The sequence below is a fragment of the Shewanella sp. VB17 genome (assembly GCF_013248905.1).
Lineage (GTDB): Bacteria > Pseudomonadota > Gammaproteobacteria > Enterobacterales > Shewanellaceae > Shewanella.
Map to the genome: position 1 here is coordinate 4342515 of NZ_JABRVS010000001.1, position 17972 is coordinate 4360486.

The 17972-nt window shown below is 37.6% G+C and carries 18 protein-coding genes; 11 read left to right on the top strand and 7 right to left on the bottom strand.

The window, feature by feature from the left end; all coding sequences use genetic code 11:
• Positions 1-10: 10 nt before the first annotated feature.
• Complete coding sequence (treC, locus tag HQQ94_RS18800; RefSeq protein WP_173295861.1) at positions 11-1684, top strand: alpha,alpha-phosphotrehalase; 1674 nt, start codon at positions 11-13, stop codon at positions 1682-1684.
• A gap of 51 nt (positions 1685-1735) precedes the next feature.
• Here treC and HQQ94_RS22905 read toward each other — a convergent pair whose 3' ends face one another.
• A complete protein-coding gene (locus HQQ94_RS22905) occupies positions 1736-2122 on the bottom strand; it encodes an L-tyrosine/L-tryptophan isonitrile synthase family protein (RefSeq protein WP_302051856.1) in 387 nt (128 codons plus the stop codon).
• A gap of 475 nt (positions 2123-2597) precedes the next feature.
• Here HQQ94_RS22905 and HQQ94_RS18810 point away from each other — a divergent pair, with 475 nt between their 5' ends.
• The 3 genes from HQQ94_RS18810 to HQQ94_RS18820 all read left to right on the top strand — a co-directional run bounded on the left by HQQ94_RS18810 (position 2598) and on the right by HQQ94_RS18820 (position 5470).
• Positions 2598-3527: a LysR family transcriptional regulator gene (locus HQQ94_RS18810; RefSeq protein WP_173295862.1), complete on the top strand. Its 930-nt coding sequence runs from the start codon at positions 2598-2600 to the stop codon at positions 3525-3527.
• Positions 3528-3739: 212 nt separating this feature from the next.
• A complete protein-coding gene (locus HQQ94_RS18815; RefSeq protein ID WP_173295863.1) occupies positions 3740-4519 on the top strand; it encodes a hypothetical protein in 780 nt (259 codons plus the stop codon).
• Between the two features lie 207 nt (positions 4520-4726).
• Entirely contained in the window at positions 4727-5470 is a 744-nt protein-coding gene (locus tag HQQ94_RS18820; protein ID WP_173295864.1) for a copper homeostasis protein CutC, read from the top strand.
• Between the two features lie 60 nt (positions 5471-5530).
• On the opposite strand, the gene HQQ94_RS18825 is transcribed toward HQQ94_RS18820, so the two are convergent.
• Entirely contained in the window at positions 5531-5890 is a 360-nt protein-coding gene (locus HQQ94_RS18825; protein ID WP_173295865.1) for a YgiW/YdeI family stress tolerance OB fold protein, read from the bottom strand.
• Positions 5891-6088: 198 nt separating this feature from the next.
• Here HQQ94_RS18825 and HQQ94_RS18830 point away from each other — a divergent pair, with 198 nt between their 5' ends.
• Positions 6089-6442, top strand: coding sequence for a GFA family protein (locus tag HQQ94_RS18830; RefSeq protein ID WP_173295866.1), 354 nt, complete (start codon positions 6089-6091; stop codon positions 6440-6442).
• 130 nt (positions 6443-6572) lie between these two features.
• Here HQQ94_RS18830 and dbpA read toward each other — a convergent pair whose 3' ends face one another.
• Complete coding sequence (gene dbpA, locus HQQ94_RS18835; RefSeq protein ID WP_173296722.1) at positions 6573-7949, bottom strand: ATP-dependent RNA helicase DbpA; 1377 nt, start codon at positions 7947-7949, stop codon at positions 6573-6575.
• A 376-nt stretch (positions 7950-8325) separates the two neighbouring features.
• Positions 8326-8994: a tail fiber domain-containing protein gene (locus tag HQQ94_RS18840; protein WP_173295867.1), complete on the bottom strand. Its 669-nt coding sequence runs from the start codon at positions 8992-8994 to the stop codon at positions 8326-8328.
• 183 nt (positions 8995-9177) lie between these two features.
• Here HQQ94_RS18840 and HQQ94_RS18845 point away from each other — a divergent pair, with 183 nt between their 5' ends.
• The 3 genes from HQQ94_RS18845 (at position 9178) to HQQ94_RS18855 (ending at position 13925) form a co-directional block, all read left to right on the top strand.
• Positions 9178-11025 (top strand): carotenoid oxygenase family protein, encoded by a 1848-nt coding sequence (locus HQQ94_RS18845; protein ID WP_173295868.1) that lies wholly within the window; start codon positions 9178-9180, stop codon positions 11023-11025.
• A gap of 89 nt (positions 11026-11114) precedes the next feature.
• Positions 11115-12728 (top strand): FAD-binding protein, encoded by a 1614-nt coding sequence (locus tag HQQ94_RS18850; protein ID WP_173295869.1) that lies wholly within the window; start codon positions 11115-11117, stop codon positions 12726-12728.
• Between the two features lie 165 nt (positions 12729-12893).
• Positions 12894-13925, top strand: coding sequence for a hypothetical protein (locus tag HQQ94_RS18855; protein WP_173295870.1), 1032 nt, complete (start codon positions 12894-12896; stop codon positions 13923-13925).
• 153 nt (positions 13926-14078) lie between these two features.
• On the opposite strand, the gene HQQ94_RS18860 is transcribed toward HQQ94_RS18855, so the two are convergent.
• Positions 14079-14621 (bottom strand): tail fiber domain-containing protein, encoded by a 543-nt coding sequence (locus HQQ94_RS18860; protein ID WP_173295871.1) that lies wholly within the window; start codon positions 14619-14621, stop codon positions 14079-14081.
• A 723-nt stretch (positions 14622-15344) separates the two neighbouring features.
• Here HQQ94_RS18860 and HQQ94_RS22910 point away from each other — a divergent pair.
• Together HQQ94_RS22910 and HQQ94_RS22915 are read left to right on the top strand one after the other, a co-directional pair.
• Positions 15345-15473: a hypothetical protein gene (locus HQQ94_RS22910; protein ID WP_302051857.1), complete on the top strand. Its 129-nt coding sequence runs from the start codon at positions 15345-15347 to the stop codon at positions 15471-15473.
• Positions 15474-15599: 126 nt separating this feature from the next.
• On the top strand, positions 15600-15731 hold the full coding sequence (locus HQQ94_RS22915; protein WP_302051858.1) for a hypothetical protein: 132 nt from the start codon (positions 15600-15602) through the stop codon (positions 15729-15731).
• 32 nt (positions 15732-15763) lie between these two features.
• On the opposite strand, the gene HQQ94_RS18865 is transcribed toward HQQ94_RS22915, so the two are convergent.
• Entirely contained in the window at positions 15764-16525 is a 762-nt protein-coding gene (locus tag HQQ94_RS18865; RefSeq protein ID WP_173295872.1) for an ABC transporter substrate-binding protein, read from the bottom strand.
• A 230-nt stretch (positions 16526-16755) separates the two neighbouring features.
• Here HQQ94_RS18865 and HQQ94_RS18870 point away from each other — a divergent pair, with 230 nt between their 5' ends.
• Positions 16756-17565: an ABC transporter substrate-binding protein gene (locus tag HQQ94_RS18870; RefSeq protein WP_254304102.1), complete on the top strand. Its 810-nt coding sequence runs from the start codon at positions 16756-16758 to the stop codon at positions 17563-17565.
• 61 nt (positions 17566-17626) lie between these two features.
• On the opposite strand, the gene HQQ94_RS18875 is transcribed toward HQQ94_RS18870, so the two are convergent.
• Positions 17627-17860: a hypothetical protein gene (locus HQQ94_RS18875; RefSeq protein ID WP_173295873.1), complete on the bottom strand. Its 234-nt coding sequence runs from the start codon at positions 17858-17860 to the stop codon at positions 17627-17629.
• Positions 17861-17972 lie beyond the last annotated feature (112 nt).

The following is a 17972-nucleotide window of genomic DNA, read 5'->3' on the forward strand; positions in this document are numbered from 1 at the left end:
GAACTATTCGATGAACTCACAGCACGAATGGTGGCGTGAAGCCACTATTTATCAAATTTATCCCAAAAGTTTTAACGACTCCGCAGGCAAGGGTCACGGAGACATTAAGGGGATCACTGCCAAACTTGATTACCTCAAGCAGCTCGGTGTCTCGGCGCTATGGCTCTGTCCTGTCTACAGCTCTCCTCAGATTGATAATGGCTATGATATTAGTGATTACTACAGTATCGATCCCGCTTACGGCACCATGGCCGACTTCGAACAGCTGCTAGCAGAATGTCAACGTCGAGACCTACGTATTATTATGGATATCGTCGTTAATCACACCTCCACCGAACATCCTTGGTTTAAGGAAGCAATTGCCGATCCAACCAGTCCTAAGCGTGACTTTTATATCTGGCGCAATGGTCATAAAGACGCGCCACCGACTAACTGGACATCCAAGTTTGGTGGTAATGCTTGGCAAAAAGATCAAACCAGTGGCCAATATTATCTGCACTTGTTTGCCAAAGAACAGGCCGATCTCAACTGGGAAAACCCAGATTTACGTGAGCAAGTATGTGACATCATGCGTTTTTGGGCTAATAAAGGCATGGATGGATTTCGCCTCGATGTGATCAACCTCATCAGCAAAGATCAGAGTTTTCCCAACGAGTGTAGTGAAGATCCACAACAAGATGGTCGCCGTTTTTACACCGATGGTCCAAGGGTTCATGAATACCTGCATGAATTAAATCAAAAAGTATTCAAACCCTTTGATCTTATGACCGTGGGCGAGATGTCTTCCACGACACTGGAGCAATGTCAGCTCTACTCTGCTCCCAAACGTGAAGAGCTGTCTATGGTGTTTAACTTCCACCATCTAAAAGTGGATTACCCTAACGGTAATAAATGGCAGCTAGCAGAGTGTGATTGGCTGGCACTCAAAACATTGTTCACCACCTGGCAGCAAGGACTGCACAAGCGGGGCTGGAATGCGCTGTTTTGGTGTAATCACGATCAACCACGCATCGTATCCCGCTTTGGTAACGACAATACTCACCGTGTGATTTCCGCAAAAATGCTGGCAACAGGTCTGCATCTACTGCAAGGAACACCCTTTATCTATCAAGGCGAGGAGATCGGTATGACCAATCCCCACTTCGATGATATCGCTCAATACCGTGATGTGGAAACCCATAACATCTACCGTCAGCATATCGAACAAGGAAAGAGTCATAAAGAGGTGATGGCTATCATAGTGTCGCGATCCCGTGACAATGGTCGAACCCCTATGCAATGGGATGCCAGTGAATATGCCGGATTTTCAAAGGGAGCACCTTGGCTTGATGTGGCCCAAAACTATAAGCACATCAATGTCGAAGCTGCGCTAAATGATCCCAATTCTATTTTTTATCATTATCAAAAACTTATCGCTATTCGTAAACAGTACCCTATTATCATCGAAGGTAATTATCAGGATTTGCTCCCTCTGCATAATAAACTCTGGTGCTACACTCGAAGCCATCAGGGACAGCGCGTGCTGGTCGCCAATAACGTTAGCCCCGAACCAGTAAATCTCTCGCTTTCAGCTAAATTATTGGACGGAACTTGGCAATTGCTTATCAGTAATTATCAAGACAGTGCATGTCGGCCACAATCGATGACATTGCGCCCTTATGAATCCATTGCTTGGATGCAATAGTCAAAATGCAAAAACATCCAAATGTGGCCGAATCACTACCAATACTCGATTCTATCGCATTTGGATCCTACGTAAATGTCTTACCGTGTGCTCCTCAAAAGCACACCTACCATGAAGTAATGCCAAATTATCAGCCATGTCGGGGATGCTATCATGGGCCTTATTTCTATTCGGTGATTTCGCTGGAAATGCAGGTAATACCATTTTTATGGGTAAATTTTGTTTCAATTGAACTTGTATTTTATTTAAGTATGATTCAAATACTGCAGATTCTTCGCCTTGAATTTTACTTATTAGCTCAGTTTTAGTGATTTTAAAATGACTAAATTGCATGATATTAGCAAAAATATCTAATGCCAACGGATCATATTTAATCTTGCTTTTTATTTTACACTCATCTACAGCATCTACAATCACAACTAGCCAACTTTTTATCATTAAATAATGCTAAATGCAAAGTGAATAGCAACTAGAGATTAACAAATAAAGAACCAAAAATAAACATTTGAAAAACACCAATCCACTTAACCTTACGTCAAATAAGTGAGAAAAATCTAAAAGTGAATAATTAAAGAGTGATTTTTTAATCATTTTAAATATTAATTTTGTTATTATATATTTATTTATAAATTCAATTAGATATCATGAATATACCAAAAAAACCACATTTAAAATTGTTTTTTATGGGTAATAGATTTAATAAATCCACTATGTAATTGATAACGATAAAACCACAAACAATTAAAGTACTTAACTTTAAAAATTAAATCACAACAGTTTAAGTTAACATGTATATAATAAATACATAACCAAATATATTGTAGTCAAGTAATTTTTATGGATAATAACTCTATAAAAAATTTATATTCTATAATGAGTTACACATATTTCAGAGCTTAAATGTGAGGAAGGAATGAACATAAATAATATCTCTAATCTACCATCATATACTTTAGACCAACTGCTCGCCTTTGCTGCAGTTGCTGAAAGTGGCTCATATACTCTTGGTGCTAAAAATTTACGAAAAGATCGTACCACGGTTAGAGAACATATCGACAATTTACAAATATCTTTAGATCTAACGTTATTTGAAAAAGATGGAAATAAGCTTATTCTGACCCCCATTGGTCAAAAGATATTACGCGGAGCATCCAGTGTGCTTTTTTATACGTCAAGCTTAGAGATATTTGCTCAAAATCTTGCAATTAATTCATCAAATAAACTTGAATATACCATCGCATTCAGTAAACTTTTACCAACAACAATGTCTATCGAGATAAATCAAGCTGTACACAAAGAGTTTCCAAGTGTTGTCATAAACTGGTTAACAAAAAATAAAAAAGAATCCCTACAAGCCATTAAAAATGAATCTTGCGATCTCGCAATTATTCCACATAACAACGAAATATTTAGGCTAATTCCACCTGCTGGTTTAGATATCTGTTACCTTGGAAAAATTAATGGTGCTTTTTATGCAAATCATGACTCTCCTTTAGCCAAATTAAATCAAGTCTCATTTCATGATCTAATGAATGAAACTCGATATGTTCTCAGTAGCATTGTAGAAGAGGGTTTAGGGGAAAGAGCCAGCTACTCACTCAAGCAAGTACAATTAAGTTCTCTAGAGCATATATTAGCATTTTTAGAAACCGATGGTTGGTCTTATTTACCCCAACACTATATTAATTCTAAAAAATCACCTCATATAGTAAAACTTAACTTATCGTTTTTAAATCAACCTTGGTGTATCGACCATTCTCTTTTTTTTAAAAAATCAATCAGTGAACCCATATTAGAACTAATAAAGAAAACGATCAAAGAAAGCTATAATATTATTGATTAGCAAATCCAACCTACAATTAATAGATAAAATAAACACTATCCTAATAAAAATTATGACTTGCTATTTTATATTTATAAAACGAGGGAAATCCCCCCGCACAGCGGCTTTACCCATCCACTGAAATTTATTTATCATGACCACGGTGCTTCAAACAAGCATTAATTATCAATACAATAATTATATTTGCATTTAATAAATTTGGGTGACATTTTATGAAAAAAAGATTAATCGTAGCCGCTATCATTTCAACATTTACTTTAAGTAATGCGTTTGCCTTAGATAACAATGACGTTGAGGCTAAAGGTACACGTGGTGATGTAAAAGTTACCCCTTGCATCCAACTCGTGGATACACAAACCTTCGAGCGAACAGCGAATGTGTTAATAAGCACAGTTGATACTAGACAAGGACAATCCCGCAACAGTATTAGCATCCCCATTCCAGCTAATAATGACATCAACCAAAACTATTGTGCTAGTAAACAAGATCTTGGTGATATGAATGCCGATGGACTGGTTAATATCTCCTTTGATGTCAAAGGTGAAAAAGGAGAAACCTTAGATGATATCTCTACCTACTCAACCTTTAATGGTCAAAATGCAAATAATGACTGGGATATTGCAGAGCAGGGTAGATGCGCAGCAGCATCTAATACTGTAGTGGGTGAAGGTATTTTTATGAGTGCAAGGGACGAGAACAATAATTATTACTATAACACCTGTAATAAAATTTATAATGTAGATGATGATGATGGTGTCACTATCACTTTCATCCCAACAGAATATACTCCAGATGAGCCTGAAGAGCCTGGGATCTGTGAAGATGTAGAAGCTTGGGTTGATTATGATCAACCTACCAGCGTAGGTCTCTACCAGAAAGGTGACCGCGTTACTCATGATGGAGGATTATACGAATCTCTAGTCAATAACCTGCATACTATTGAACCAGGTACGAGTGGTGAATATTGGGATTATATAGGACCTTGTTCATAAACTAAAAATACAAACAACCCTCAATAAAAGTTAGCAATGAGCTAGCTTTTTTAATATGTAAAATACCAAGCTTAAAAAACTCTGGTGGGCTGCACTGACTTACAGGAAACCCTTTACTCTACCGCCAATTCTCATGTAATCTCATACATTAAAAGTGAACTTTCCTTTAAACTTAATTCTTCTCAATTCCCTTTTGGCGTAAACATCATGTCTATTCAAATTGAAGTCTGTATCGACAACTTAGAGTCTTTACATAATGCTATTCATGGTGGCGCAGATAGAATTGAGCTTTGCTCTTCTCTTGCTTTAGGGGGCTTAACCCCAAGCTTTGGCTTTATGAAACAAGCGGCTAGCATATCTTCAATTCCAATTTATGCCATGATCCGCCCTCGTCAGGGAGATTTTGTATACGATAATGATGACATATCAGCCATGATTGAAGACATTCATGCTGCTAAATTAGCAGGATTACAGGGCGTTGTTTTTGGCGTATTAACGCCCAATGGTGACATAGATATGCCGCGCTGTGAGCGCTTAATGAAAATAGCCAATAACAACATGTTAGGCGTCACCTTTCATCGCGCAGTCGATCTATGTACTAATTACAAGCAAGCAATTGAAAATATAGCTCAATTAGGTTGTGAGCGAATACTTACCTCAGGTTTAGCGAGAAATGCAGTCGATGGTATTGATGTAATAGCTGATATGGTAAAAATGGCGGATAATCGATTTAACATATTAGCAGGAGCGAGTATTACAGCCGAAAATGTAAATAATATTATTAAAAAGACAGCTGTTACTGAAATCCATTTATCAGGAAAATCGACTCGTCCAAGTAAAATGAAACGAGCTACAAATAATGTGAAAATGGGCTCAGATGATGTGGATGACTCTGTGATTCCCATTACAGATGCTCAAAAAATTGATGCCGTAAGACGACATATAAAATAAAGTACATAGCCCAGCAACAAGAAAGCTAGGGAGCATCCTCAGCTTTTGTTTTTAATGCAATTATTCTGCTAATTTAATTGAATTTACATCAATACTTGTCTGGGTCCATTCTTTGTCGACTTCGCCTTGGAGCGTTAATTTAGTATCAGGCGTCGCTTCAACCCCATTCCAATCACGGCTATCTATTTCAATGACTATCTCACCAGTATCATCCTTAAATGTGTACTCTTCATCACCTAATGCAGCAACGATATGACCAGTTAATATCACTGGTGCATCATCTTTCACTTCTAAGGCAACTTTCACAGTATTAACCGTTACTGCACTTGGACCGACAAACCCACCTTGTTGTTGAATATTTTGAGCCGCTAGTGCTGTTGTTGAAGTCACAGCCATTAGTAAAAATATATATTTTTTCATAGTAAATTCAATCCTATTGTTAAGGTATAACTAAGTTCTTAATGAGCAAGATCGCTAGTGTATAAAAAAGAACGTGAAGCAAACGTGAAGTACCTAAAATCAACAATGATGACGATTTCGATATTGGCTTTACTACTTTACTTCACTACAACACTGTGTTTCTATACAGTTAAATAAATTATTAACAAGGAGTGATAAATGAAATACCAAGGTAGCTGTCACTGTAAAACAATATTGTTCGAATTTGAAAGTGAAATAATAACAGACGCACTTCAATGCAATTGTTCAATCTGTATAAGAAAAAATGCCATCATGACTAAACATTACATTGAGCCTTATGCATTCAATTTACTTAAAGGAGAAGAGCATCTTGCTGTTTATCATTGGGGGGATCATGATGTTAATCATTACTTTTGTAAAAATTGCGGTATCTATCCATTCCATAGCACTACGTACGAGCCAAAGAATTACAGAGTCAATTTAGGTTGTGTGGATAGCGTCGATCCTCGCAATTTAACCATCCTCTATTTCGATGGTAAAAATCAACTTTAGTGGATAAGGCTTAATTCTCATTGATATGGTACAACACCGACAGGCAATAAAAAAGGGAGCGACATTAAGCGCTCCCTTTCAAAAATTATCTTTACTTTCAACTGTCACTTTCAACGGCCAAACTAAAAAACTAGCGCATTTCCCATGCACGATAACGGCGGCCTTTAAGCTTGCCGTTGGTAATTTTATGCAAGGCACGCTTGGCCACTTTTCGGTCAACAGCGACATATGAGCGAAATTCGGTGATCTTGATCATACCCACCTCAGTACCTTGAATACCGTCTTCGCCCGTTAGCGCACCTAAGATATCACCAGGGCGCACCTTGTTTTTCTTACCACCATCAATTTGCAAGGTCACCATTTTTGGCTGAGTCGGTAAGGTATCTAACAAATTTTCTGGGGGTAGTACTTCGCTGACAATATCACGATTCAAATGTTCTTCTAACAGCTTAACCTTGTAATCATCTTCGCTGTTAAAAAAGGTATAAGCAGCGCCTTTACTGCCCGCTCGACCTGTACGGCCAATACGGTGAATATGCACTTCAGTGTCATAGGCAAACTCGTAGTTAATCACCATGTCTAGCGCTTCGATGTCCAAACCTCGCGCGGCAACATCCGTCGCCACCATGACTGAAGCACTCTTATTGGCAAACTGCATCAAGGTGATATCTCTGTCTCTTTGCTCAAGATCGCCATGCAAAGCTACCACGCTAAAGCCATCATTTGCTAAGGTAGCCGCCACATCTTTGGTTTCACGTTTGGTATTACAAAATACTACCGCACTCTCGGGTCGATGCTTAAGTAGCAGTAAACGCAGCGCCTTTTGACGGTCTTTATTGCTTTCTAACTGATAAAAATGTTGATCGATAGTGTTGTCATCATGAGTCGAAGCGACTTTTACGACAACGGGTTCGAACATGATTTCTTCAGCCACTTTTTGGATCTGCTTAGGGAAAGTAGCACTAAACAGTAACGTCTGACGCTCGCGTGGCATTTCAGCCATAATGTAATCGAGATCGGGTAAGAAGCCCATCTCTAACATGCGATCCGCTTCATCAAGTACCAAGGTATTGACATCTTCAAGGTTTAATCGCTCACGCTGCAAGTGATCAATAATTCGCCCTGGCGTACCCACTATAATGTGAGCGCCGTGCTCAAGTGAACCTATCTGCGGCCCCATAGGTACACCGCCACATAAGGTGAGAACCTTAATATTATGGATCCCACGAGCCAGGGTACGAATCTCTTTCGCCACTTGATCTGCAAGCTCACGCGTCGGACACAACACCAAAGATTGAATGCGAAAACGTTTTACATCTAGTTTGTGCAATAGACCTAAGCCAAAAGCAGCGGTTTTACCCGACCCAGTTTTGCCTTGGCCGATAACATCTTCACCATTTAAAATCGCAGGTAAGCTCTGCGCCTGAATAGGCGTCATCGAGTCATAACCCATGGTTTTTAGATTGTCGATTAGTTCAGGTTTTAGCGTTAATGTCGAAAATGACATCTTTGTTTCTACGTTCGGAGTTACTTGGCTCAAGGTCTGTTCCTATTTTTATCACGATGAAACACTCATCATGAAAGCGATAATCAAATATCTTTTGATATACCGCTGAAATCAATCGAATTTATCGAGCCAACTATCACAGTATTATGATTAACAATACAGAGGCAAGATAATAATGGCGGTGATTATAGCAAGTATTGAAATGACTTGCTCAGCTGCTTTACCACAAAAAAAAGCTCTGGTTCAACGGGGCATGAATTCTAAGCTGAGCCATTAACGTGTTGACGCCCTAATATCGATGCGACAACCGTCGCCCTAAAAAATGGTTCAAACTTTGAATCTTAATGTTATCATTTCATATAATCTTAAAAGTTCATTAGTGAGCCTCTAGATCACTAATCCGGCTTTCTAGTTCCTTAATCGCTTCCAAAAGTACAGGGATCATTGCACGGTAATCTACCATTAAATACTCAGAGCCTGTTTTTTGTCTCACCATTTCAGGATAAATCTGTTGTAAATCTTGAGCAATAAACCCTAATTCAGTTTCACCGGAATCAATCATTTCATACTTAACACCCTGTATTTTTTTTATACTCGATATAGGTGGAGAAATATGATGAATGTTTTTCTTTAATCTTCTATCACTAAACCTCAAGAAAACATGATCGATTGAATGATAAAATGATTTTTTACCTGCAGCAAAAAAAGACTCTCCATCACTTTGCTGTACGTTAAATACATTCCAATTAGAGAAACGAGTATAAGCCGGTTGAGGAACACTGCCTGATGGGCAATATTCTACAAAACGAGCATATAAGGATTCATCAATAGACACATAATAAAAATATTCATTTAGCCCCACATTATGGCTCCTTCTTTTTTCGCCATCGAATGATAAATAATCACCACTTTCCATTATTATCCATTCCCATGTATCAGTACTCTCTGAATAACAAAAAACATCCATTTCATCGGCTTGTAACGCACTACTGTAAGTGAGTAGTGCCCAGATAATTGTTTTTATTTCTTTCAAATAAGCATTCATTTAAACAACCTTAAAAATTAAAAAACATAAAAAAATAGAAACCATTCTATTTTTTTAACATAGGATTGATACCACTGGACTTCAAACGCAAAATACTACAACCTATAAAAATAAACAAATTACCAACAAAATAAAAACACAAAAATACTGCGATGACTCTCACAATTTAAAAAGGAGTGGACAATGCAAAGGCGTAAATTCATTAAAGGAATGGCGGTTGTTACTGGAGCCGCAATACTACCAACAACACTTTTTGCCGATCAAATCAATGACACTTCATTCCCAGACAACATCATGGATGGAACTCGTACATCGTCTGGAGGTAGAATGAAATTGCTATACGGACAACTTCCTCATGATATAACAGGTCATGTGTTCGTTGCAGAAGGTATCCCACTTGAAGAAGGTCATTTAACCCCCAATGGACGCGGCGCATTAACACGCTTTGATTTTACTCCCTCAGATGTCGCTTTTAAAAGGAAGATGATCGATACTCCTTCAGCCATTATGCAAGAACACATTCATTATTGGCCTGACAAATTCAGTTTAAAAGGCGGACTGATCTATCAAAGCCCCAGTATGGGCTACATAAATTACTGTAATACAGCACCAAATTACCTAGGTGATAATCGATTTGCATTAAGCTATGAAGGAGGTATTCCCTACGAATTTGATGCTATGTCATTAGATCTCATTACGCCTATCGGCCATTATGATGAATGGAAAAGTAGCTTGCCTCCTTTCATTGATGCATTTACTCCCGCTAAATCATTATTCCCACAAATTCGCACCACTGGTCACCCCTATTTTGACTTACATTCCAATGATTGCTTTACGATTAACTATGGCGGAAATATCGGTAATACCTTTATCAAAGATGGTTTTATACGGTTAATGAAATGGGATAAAGCAACACAATTGCAAGCTTGGAATGTGATCAATAGGCAAGGAAAACCAGCCATCATAACCGCTACTGCACATTCACTTGGGGTCACGCGTAATCACATTTTAATTTTCGACACTGCAGCTCAAGTTGAGCCATTAAGAATGATTGGGATCCGTACTGTTTATCCACAACAGCATCGTACACCAGTGTGGGTGATACGCAAAAAAGATCTTATTGAAGGAAAAGAACAGGTGGTGGCTGACTACCTTACACTTGACTTCGATACCTCTGATGTTATGTGTAACTACGATGATCATGACAATGAAATCACCCTTTACGGTCAATATTTAGGGGCAATGGACAAATCAGAAGCTCAATATATTCGAGACTCATTACTCTTTGGTGGTCGGGTATCGAGCAGATTAGCTGGCTACCCTGTCGCTCCGGTAGACGTGGGAGGGCTGGTTCGTTCACGCCTTCAAGTAACGCCTTATTCTGTACGTGAAATAGAGGATGATTTTCGTCTATTACGTGACGATAAATTATTCTGGGACATGAACGATCCCGCATATAAAGGCCATTTCCAATTCCCTGAAACATTTGAGCACATTTACTGGTCAGCCATCGGGTACCGCGCTAATCACGTCGTTAAACGTGTTGCTGATGTCTATCACGATTATCCAAACCGCTATTTTACCAACGACACCTTACCCCAAGACGATCAACCTTCAGCATTGACTCATCTCGATTGCACCACCATGACTGTCACAGATGCGTATCAATTTCCAGAAGATTGCGTCATGCGTACTCCTCAGTTTATGTCAAAACAAAACAGCACTGCTCAAGATGATGGTTATCTATTTGCAGCAGTGGTGCGTAAGCACCCCACCACAGGCGTCGGTAATGGGAAAGAAATATGGATTTTTGATGCTAAAAACCTAGCCCAAGGTCCACTGACCATACTCGGTCACCCAGACCTTAACTTTGCCACCACAAACCACGCTCTTTGGGTTCCAAGTATCGGCCCAAGGCCCATTAACTGTTACCACGCAAATGTTGGTGATTTCTTTCGCTCACGTGCCAATGCACATCGCCCTCCAGTACAAGGAGTTATCGAACAACAAATCTTACCTAGATTTGGTTAACAATCTAATTTCAGCATCATGCCGTTAATTGATGGCTTTCATAGAGATGGAACAGAACGAATTATTGTGTCCAATCAAAAGGGAAAATGATGAAAAATAAAAGATTAGCGCTTTCAATCATGGCGCTTGGAGCTGCATTAGGAATAACCTTCACTTTGCAATCCAATGAACCAGAAAGCACCATTTCTAACTATCAGGGTACCTATACCTGTCATCCAGAAGCTGTCTATGACCCTAAATCAATCGAAGAAGTGCAGAGTATTGTGCAAGAGGCGGTGGCTCGGGGAAAAACAGTGATGACTGGGAACCGCAAATTTGCAAGTCAAATAGATGCGGCTTGCGCAGGCGATAACCAAATTCAAATCACCTTAAAAGAGATGAATAAGGTACTCCAGTTTGATGCTGATAAAAAAGTAGTCACGGTACAAGCTGGTATGCGTTTTAACGACTTAAATAACTTTCTTAGGCCACAAGCACTGGCTATTAACATGGTCACAGAGCTCGGTATTTTCACCATTGGTGGTATGCTTGGCAGCGGAACACACGGTTCAACACTGCACAAACCAAGTAATATGTTAGCAGATTACATCACCGAACTAAAAATCGTTGATGGTAAAGGAGAGGTGCGTATTCTCAATGACCACCTACTTGATGCCGCAAGGGTAAACTTAGGCGTGTTAGGTGTTGTCGTTGAAGCAACCATTCAACTCGAAGATGCCTTTAAGGTACATGCCGATGTGAAAGGATATCGAAATGATAGTGATTTAGAAGAGGTCATACTCGATGTCGCCCGTCATAACTACTCGGCTAATATAGCCTGGTTTCCAGGTTTAGGCCGTTATACCCGTACACTTTATAATCCAGTACCGCTAGACACTCAAGGAGAAGCCTATAACGCACAAGCAGATGTTTCTAGCATTCAACAATTTTTTTTCGAGTTATTGTTTAATGCATCCCATGAAGTCCTTGGTTCGGGACTGCAATGCCTCGCCGCTTCTGTGCGTTACGACAATCGAGCCAGCTCATACTTTCGAGACATCAACACAGGGAAAAAAGTACGCCAAAACCCAACGGGTTTTTCTGATCAAATGCAGTACTTTCAATGTAAAGATCCCAATAAATGCGTGTGGGATACTCTACCTATTGCACTACAAGAGGTCGCAATAGAGATTGACAGGCTACCAGAATGGATCAGTGATGTACGTGAAATAGTCGCTAAAAACTCAAAAACATGTTTCCCATTGAATGGTATTTACTTTCGATTTGGCAAAGCCTCAAGCAGTTATTTAGGCATGAGTGCAGGACGTGATAGCGCATTTGTGGGCATCGAATACACACTGCGTCAAGCAGGAGAGAAAGAGCCTAAAAACTACTTTGTCAATTTAGAAATAGAACAAATGTCACTGCGTAAGTATAACGCTCGTCCACACTGGGGGAAAAATTCAGTCGCTATTTTTGAAGACATGCCTTCGCGTTTCCCTCAATGGCCAGCATTTTTAGCCGCTAAAGCAGAGCTCGATCCTCATAATGTATTCACTAATCCATTTTGGGAACGTGTCAGTGGAAATATATCACTTGATCAGTATTTAACACCGGGCTGTAGTCTGCGGGGTGAATGCTATTGTCAAAGTGATGAACATTGTGAAGCTGATAAAACCTGCCAAGTAGGCTTGCATTTTGATGATGCAAAAATATGTCGGTAGTCGATGCTAAACATTTGCTAAAAATCTGATAAACATTGGCATCCTATATTATCGGTTATCGATTCAATTGTTTATCAGCATAAAAACAGTCTTAAACAACCACACTAACGCTAGTGTGGGTTTGAGCGCTGCAGTATTTTGATACACTCCATTAAGGGAACACACATGCTTCGCATCATCTTATTGTTAAGTTTAACGTTCATATCAACATTAAGCTGGTCCACCACTCTAGCCGATATAAAAGCTCATGAACCCACTTCAAGGAAAACCTGGGCAGAGCAATGGTTTTATAATATCAACGCACCGGGCGTTGGTTACTTCAAAATCAGTTTCCAAACGTATATTGCACCAGATTCTTTAGATGGAAAAGAAAAATCCTACATGCATTTGGCGTTTACTCCCTTACATGGCAAAACGGTTAAATATGATTTTTTTTATAACGATCTTATTTTACAACACCCTGATGGAAGCGATGCGTTTTACTATGAAGTGCCCGGTATTATTGTTGCCGATGATGAAAAAATCATTATCAATCACCCTGATTTTAATTTTTCCATGAATTACAATGGACCACACAAGTACTATTGGCCTGGAGTCAATCCCGGACAAACCCCGTTCGGCATCATTCCTGAATTGCCCGGCGTAGGAGGAAAGTGGTTTTTATATACTGTCAAAACATCTGTGCTATATAGATTCAATGATGGTGAATACAATTTACAGGGCACTGGATATACACAGGTCGATAAAGGCTGGTATGACAAGGAGTCCAGTGCTGGCATGATCTACACTATGGGATTATCCGATGATGTTGCCTTTATGTTTACCGGGGCACTTTTAGGCAATACGAACATTGAAATGTGGGCCGGCCGCTATGTTTCACAGGATTACGATCTTGTGTTTTATCCCGCTTTTAAAGGCTTATCAGTGAAACGAGAAATAGATGCGTGTGCTGGAACATTACATGTCGAATTAAGTAAACTAGATAAAAAATTAATCATTGATGCTCAAGCTGATCCTGAAAGTTTTTACATACAAAATTTTCCAGCAGTGATTATTTTTGGTGGCGAACAAAACTACATGAAATCGATGCAAGCAAGAATACAATTAAATGTGTATCATTTTGGTCAATTAGAAGAAACCCTTGACTTACCTCAAGCATTACTCGAATTCAGTGGGCCATTCACATGCAATGAGTGAGTAAAAGTAAAAAGCTGTAAACGAGTGGAAATGGACAAAGTTTAAAAGTAATAATTTATTTAATTTGTTGTGTATATATCACTCACAGAGGAGAGATATATACACTCATAAAATCTTAATATTATAGGTAAAATAATCGTAGCTGCACAAATTTTACCTAGTTTCAAGATCGCTAATACGAGTTTCTAGCTCCTTAATCGCTTCAAGTAATACAGGGATCATGGCTCGATAATCTATCATTAAATGACCTGAACCTGGGTCTTGTATCACCATTTCAGGGTAAATCTGTTGTAAATCTTGAGCGATAAACCCTAATTCAGTTTCGCCAGAATCTATCATTTCATATTTAACACCCTGTATTTTTTTTATACTCACTATCGGAGGGGAGATATGACGAATATTTTTCTTTAATGCTCTATCACTCATCCTAGGGATGATATTTCCAGATAAGTTGTAAATATCTTTTCTCCCCTCAGAAAAGAAAGAGTCTCCATTGATTTTTAGTACATTAAAAATACTCCAATGGGTAAAACGGCTATAAGCAGGTTGAGGGACGCTTCCTGTCGGGCAGAGTTCTAAGAAACGAGTATATAAAGACTCATTAATAGCAACATAATAAAAATACCTATCCCGATTATCGTTATAACTTATTATTTCTTCACCATAAAATGATAAATAATCACCACTTTCAGTCATTATCCATTCCCATGATTTTGTATTCTTTGAATAACAAAAAACATTCATTTCATCTGCTTGTGAGGTCTGAATAAAAATAAGCAATGAAATTACAATACACTTGCCAAATTTTGAAATTGAAATCACAACAACACCTTAGTAAATTAACTTCATGGTATATATAATATAGCGTGTATTAAACTACAGGACCAAATTATAAATATTGATCTTTATCATAAAACTGATAACATTTATTCATGCTTAGTAAAACACTACAATTTAACTTTATGGATATAATTATGATAAGAAAAATATTTTTCACTCTCTTTTTTGCTGGAACAATCGGCATTACAGCCGACGCTCGAACTTGTCCTGATGGAGAGACTTTATATTGTGAGAGGTTCGGTACTTGTTTTTGTTGGACTCCACCAAATTAAGGCTTCAATTGAAGTTAAGGAGTGAAAGCTAGATTTAAAACCTGCTTTCTCTCATTGATTACAATCATGTAAGTGGATAATATTAATACAATGACATTATTCACTTATTAATAAGGCTATATGCTTAAACCTGCAATAATTAGCATTGAAAATTTATCTACAAAAAGAATATATTTCGCTCATAATTTGAAAGATTATAAAGCAAGCAGTTTTATATAACAATATTTAAAAATAATTATTGTTATAAAAACACTATTAAAGTAATATTCAGCCTCAACATGTTACCTTAATATTTATGGGTGTAGTTATGATAAAGAAAATAGCTTTGTTTTTGCTTATTGCAGGTTCATTCAGTGTTACAGCTAACGCTGGACTTTGCCCTGCTGGAGAGTATTCATATTGTGATGGCTTTGGCACTTGTTTTTGTTCTGCATAAATTAAATGTCACGGTGGGTACTGACTAGGCGAACAATGTAATGAAAATTTAAATTATTCGCCTAAGATCAGTTATGGTTATAATCAAGCTTATTAAAAATAAAATTTAAGTTTTATAGGTATTACAATGATTAAAAAATTAGTTTTTTTCTTGATTCTTTCAAGCTCTATCAGTGTTACCGCTGATGCTGGAACTTGCCCAGCTGGAGAACGTTTGTATTGTGATGGTTTTTTTGGTAATTGTTTTTGTTTAGCATAAATCTAATATTACTTTGGATTGATAAATAAAATTTAAAAATGAACTTTATCTTCAGTTTGTTTGATCAGTTTATCAACTAACTGTTGATATCTCTGTTCATGATTCATTTCTTCTACTAAGGTTTTTAACTTTATTTTTATAGCTAATGGGAGATTTTTTCTTACGAAGATCCATTGTTCTATATTATCTTGAATAACAATGACATCACCAAAATCATTCTTTGAAAACCCTTCTATATTCAACCAATAATAATATGCGGGCTCTGAAAAAATTGCAGCATCATAAAACACTCTAGAAGTAAGCATTTTTATCATATGCTGATAACTCTCTACTCTTTCGATATGTCCAGGAAGCCCTTCCAGTTTAGGGTAAGATGCTGATTTGTGATACAATAAACTCTTACCTGTAAGATCTTCAATAGTGTGGATATTTGAGCCCTTTTTTGTAACTGCGATCACCTTAACTTTATGCTGAATAGATAGCTTTTCACCCACTTCTAGTGCTGCTTTATGTCCCTGAGAAGATATAAGGTCAATTCGGCCAATTCTGAGTAAATATAACATACGGCTAAAAGGAAGAATGCTATTTTGAAAAGATGAACCATAACGAATACCTAATTCTTGGTGCATATCATACAAAATACCTTTTTTCTCTCCATTTTCATCTATCCATCCATAAGGTGGAAGATCCATCGTTCCTATCTTTAATTCCTCTATTTCACTTCCAGCCGATAGGGTCGCGTCAAAAAGTAGCACTGTAAATAGGGTTAAGGTTAGAATTAAACGAAATTGCATAGTGTATATGACTTCCCTCATTATCTTAAAATGACCTTCTACACCACCAATAGCACATCTCTATGATAGAGTAGTTTTGCCCCTCATGATGCTCAGAATCATTTAATACATAATATTTATTGTTAGCCAAGCCAGATTATTATGGATTGAACTAAACTAGATAGATGACTAGCACTTCTTAGCGACTCTAATGTTACACATATAAAAAATAACAGCTTAAATTGAGAGTAATGATGAAAAATATCTTCTGGTTTATCTTCCTCCTTATTAATCTACATATCACCAAATGGGCCTTTGCTGATGATATTGAAGTGACTATTTATGCTGATGACTCCTACCCTCCTTACTCATATAATGAAAATGGCAAACAAAAAGGAATATATACCAAGATCATTAACAAGGCATTGTCTAGAATGAAAGGTTATCGAGTTAACATTGATGCAATTCCTTGGAAACGAGCCTTATCATATATTGAAAAAGGTAAAGCTTTTGCCATCTACCCCCCTTACCATAGAACTGAAGAGAGGCCCTATATGTGGCCGTATTCCATTCCTATTTTAGATGAAAGAGTGATCGTTGTTTGCCAAGCAAGCGTATTTTCGGATTCAATGAGGCCCATTTGGCCAGATGATTATTATGGTTTAGTCATAGGTCTTAATTCTGGTTTTGCCCTAGGTGGGGATACATTTTGGCAAGCAGTGAAAGATAAAAAAATCACCACTATTGAAGCAAATGGCAATGAAAATAATATTCTTATGCTAGGAATTGGGCGTACCGATTGCTACATGAATGATAGAATTTCAATTTTATGGGAGTTAAAACGATTAAAAAAATCAGGTAAATATGATGAAGGAGGCAAACATGCTGAGCTGATAGAAGGGGCAACGATAAGTATAGAGCAAGGTTTTTTAGCTTTTTCTGCTAAAAACAGTACTAACCACCCCTATATGAACGATTTTATTTTTCAGTTCAACACTCAAATTTACGCGATGAGAAAAAGTGGCGAATTACAAAGGATAATTCATGATTTTATAAAATAATTTATACATAACATCTAAATAATTATCATTAAAAGACATATCAATAAAAAATAACAGATCACTATAAGGAATAAGTGATCCCTGAATTTCTTAATGTATCACCGGCAATACTTTTCTCATTTTCTGTTGGATCTGCACCTGAGATCTTAGAAAAAGACATCAAGATATCTGTATCTAAGCATTTAATATCATTAATAACGGTGTCTACAACTCCATTTAACACCAGAATACTATTTAAAAAGGTAATTAACTCTTGATTCTTCAAGTCAACGGGGATCTTTAAGTATTTTTGCATTTCAACATCTCCATCTGAGACTGTAACGTTATGATGTTACAATCTTTATAGCACAAAAATGGTAAAGACGACGGTCAAATTGATCATTTTACTTTTAAAATTGAAAAGAAAG

Bases quoted from the DNA above. Each gene is read 5' to 3' on its own strand.
- treC (WP_173295861.1), top strand. From the start codon at position 11: ATGAACTCACAGCACGAATGGTGGCGTGAAGCCACTATTTATCAAATT.
- HQQ94_RS22905 (WP_302051856.1), bottom strand. From the start codon at position 2,122: ATGATAAAAAGTTGGCTAGTTGTGATTGTAGATGCTGTAGATGAGTGT.
- HQQ94_RS18810 (WP_173295862.1), top strand. From the start codon at position 2,598: ATGAACATAAATAATATCTCTAATCTACCATCATATACTTTAGACCAA.
- HQQ94_RS18815 (WP_173295863.1), top strand. From the start codon at position 3,740: ATGAAAAAAAGATTAATCGTAGCCGCTATCATTTCAACATTTACTTTA.
- HQQ94_RS18820 (WP_173295864.1), top strand. From the start codon at position 4,727: ATGTCTATTCAAATTGAAGTCTGTATCGACAACTTAGAGTCTTTACAT.
- HQQ94_RS18825 (WP_173295865.1), bottom strand. From the start codon at position 5,890: ATGAAAAAATATATATTTTTACTAATGGCTGTGACTTCAACAACAGCA.
- HQQ94_RS18830 (WP_173295866.1), top strand. From the start codon at position 6,089: ATGAAATACCAAGGTAGCTGTCACTGTAAAACAATATTGTTCGAATTT.
- dbpA (WP_173296722.1), bottom strand. From the start codon at position 7,949: ATGTCATTTTCGACATTAACGCTAAAACCTGAACTAATCGACAATCTA.
- HQQ94_RS18840 (WP_173295867.1), bottom strand. From the start codon at position 8,994: ATGAATGCTTATTTGAAAGAAATAAAAACAATTATCTGGGCACTACTC.
- HQQ94_RS18845 (WP_173295868.1), top strand. From the start codon at position 9,178: ATGCAAAGGCGTAAATTCATTAAAGGAATGGCGGTTGTTACTGGAGCC.
- HQQ94_RS18850 (WP_173295869.1), top strand. From the start codon at position 11,115: ATGAAAAATAAAAGATTAGCGCTTTCAATCATGGCGCTTGGAGCTGCA.
- HQQ94_RS18855 (WP_173295870.1), top strand. From the start codon at position 12,894: ATGCTTCGCATCATCTTATTGTTAAGTTTAACGTTCATATCAACATTA.
- HQQ94_RS18860 (WP_173295871.1), bottom strand. From the start codon at position 14,621: ATGACTGAAAGTGGTGATTATTTATCATTTTATGGTGAAGAAATAATA.
- HQQ94_RS22910 (WP_302051857.1), top strand. From the start codon at position 15,345: ATGATAAAGAAAATAGCTTTGTTTTTGCTTATTGCAGGTTCATTCAGT.
- HQQ94_RS22915 (WP_302051858.1), top strand. From the start codon at position 15,600: ATGATTAAAAAATTAGTTTTTTTCTTGATTCTTTCAAGCTCTATCAGT.
- HQQ94_RS18865 (WP_173295872.1), bottom strand. From the start codon at position 16,525: ATGCAATTTCGTTTAATTCTAACCTTAACCCTATTTACAGTGCTACTT.
- HQQ94_RS18870 (WP_254304102.1), top strand. From the start codon at position 16,756: ATGATGAAAAATATCTTCTGGTTTATCTTCCTCCTTATTAATCTACAT.
- HQQ94_RS18875 (WP_173295873.1), bottom strand. From the start codon at position 17,860: ATGCAAAAATACTTAAAGATCCCCGTTGACTTGAAGAATCAAGAGTTA.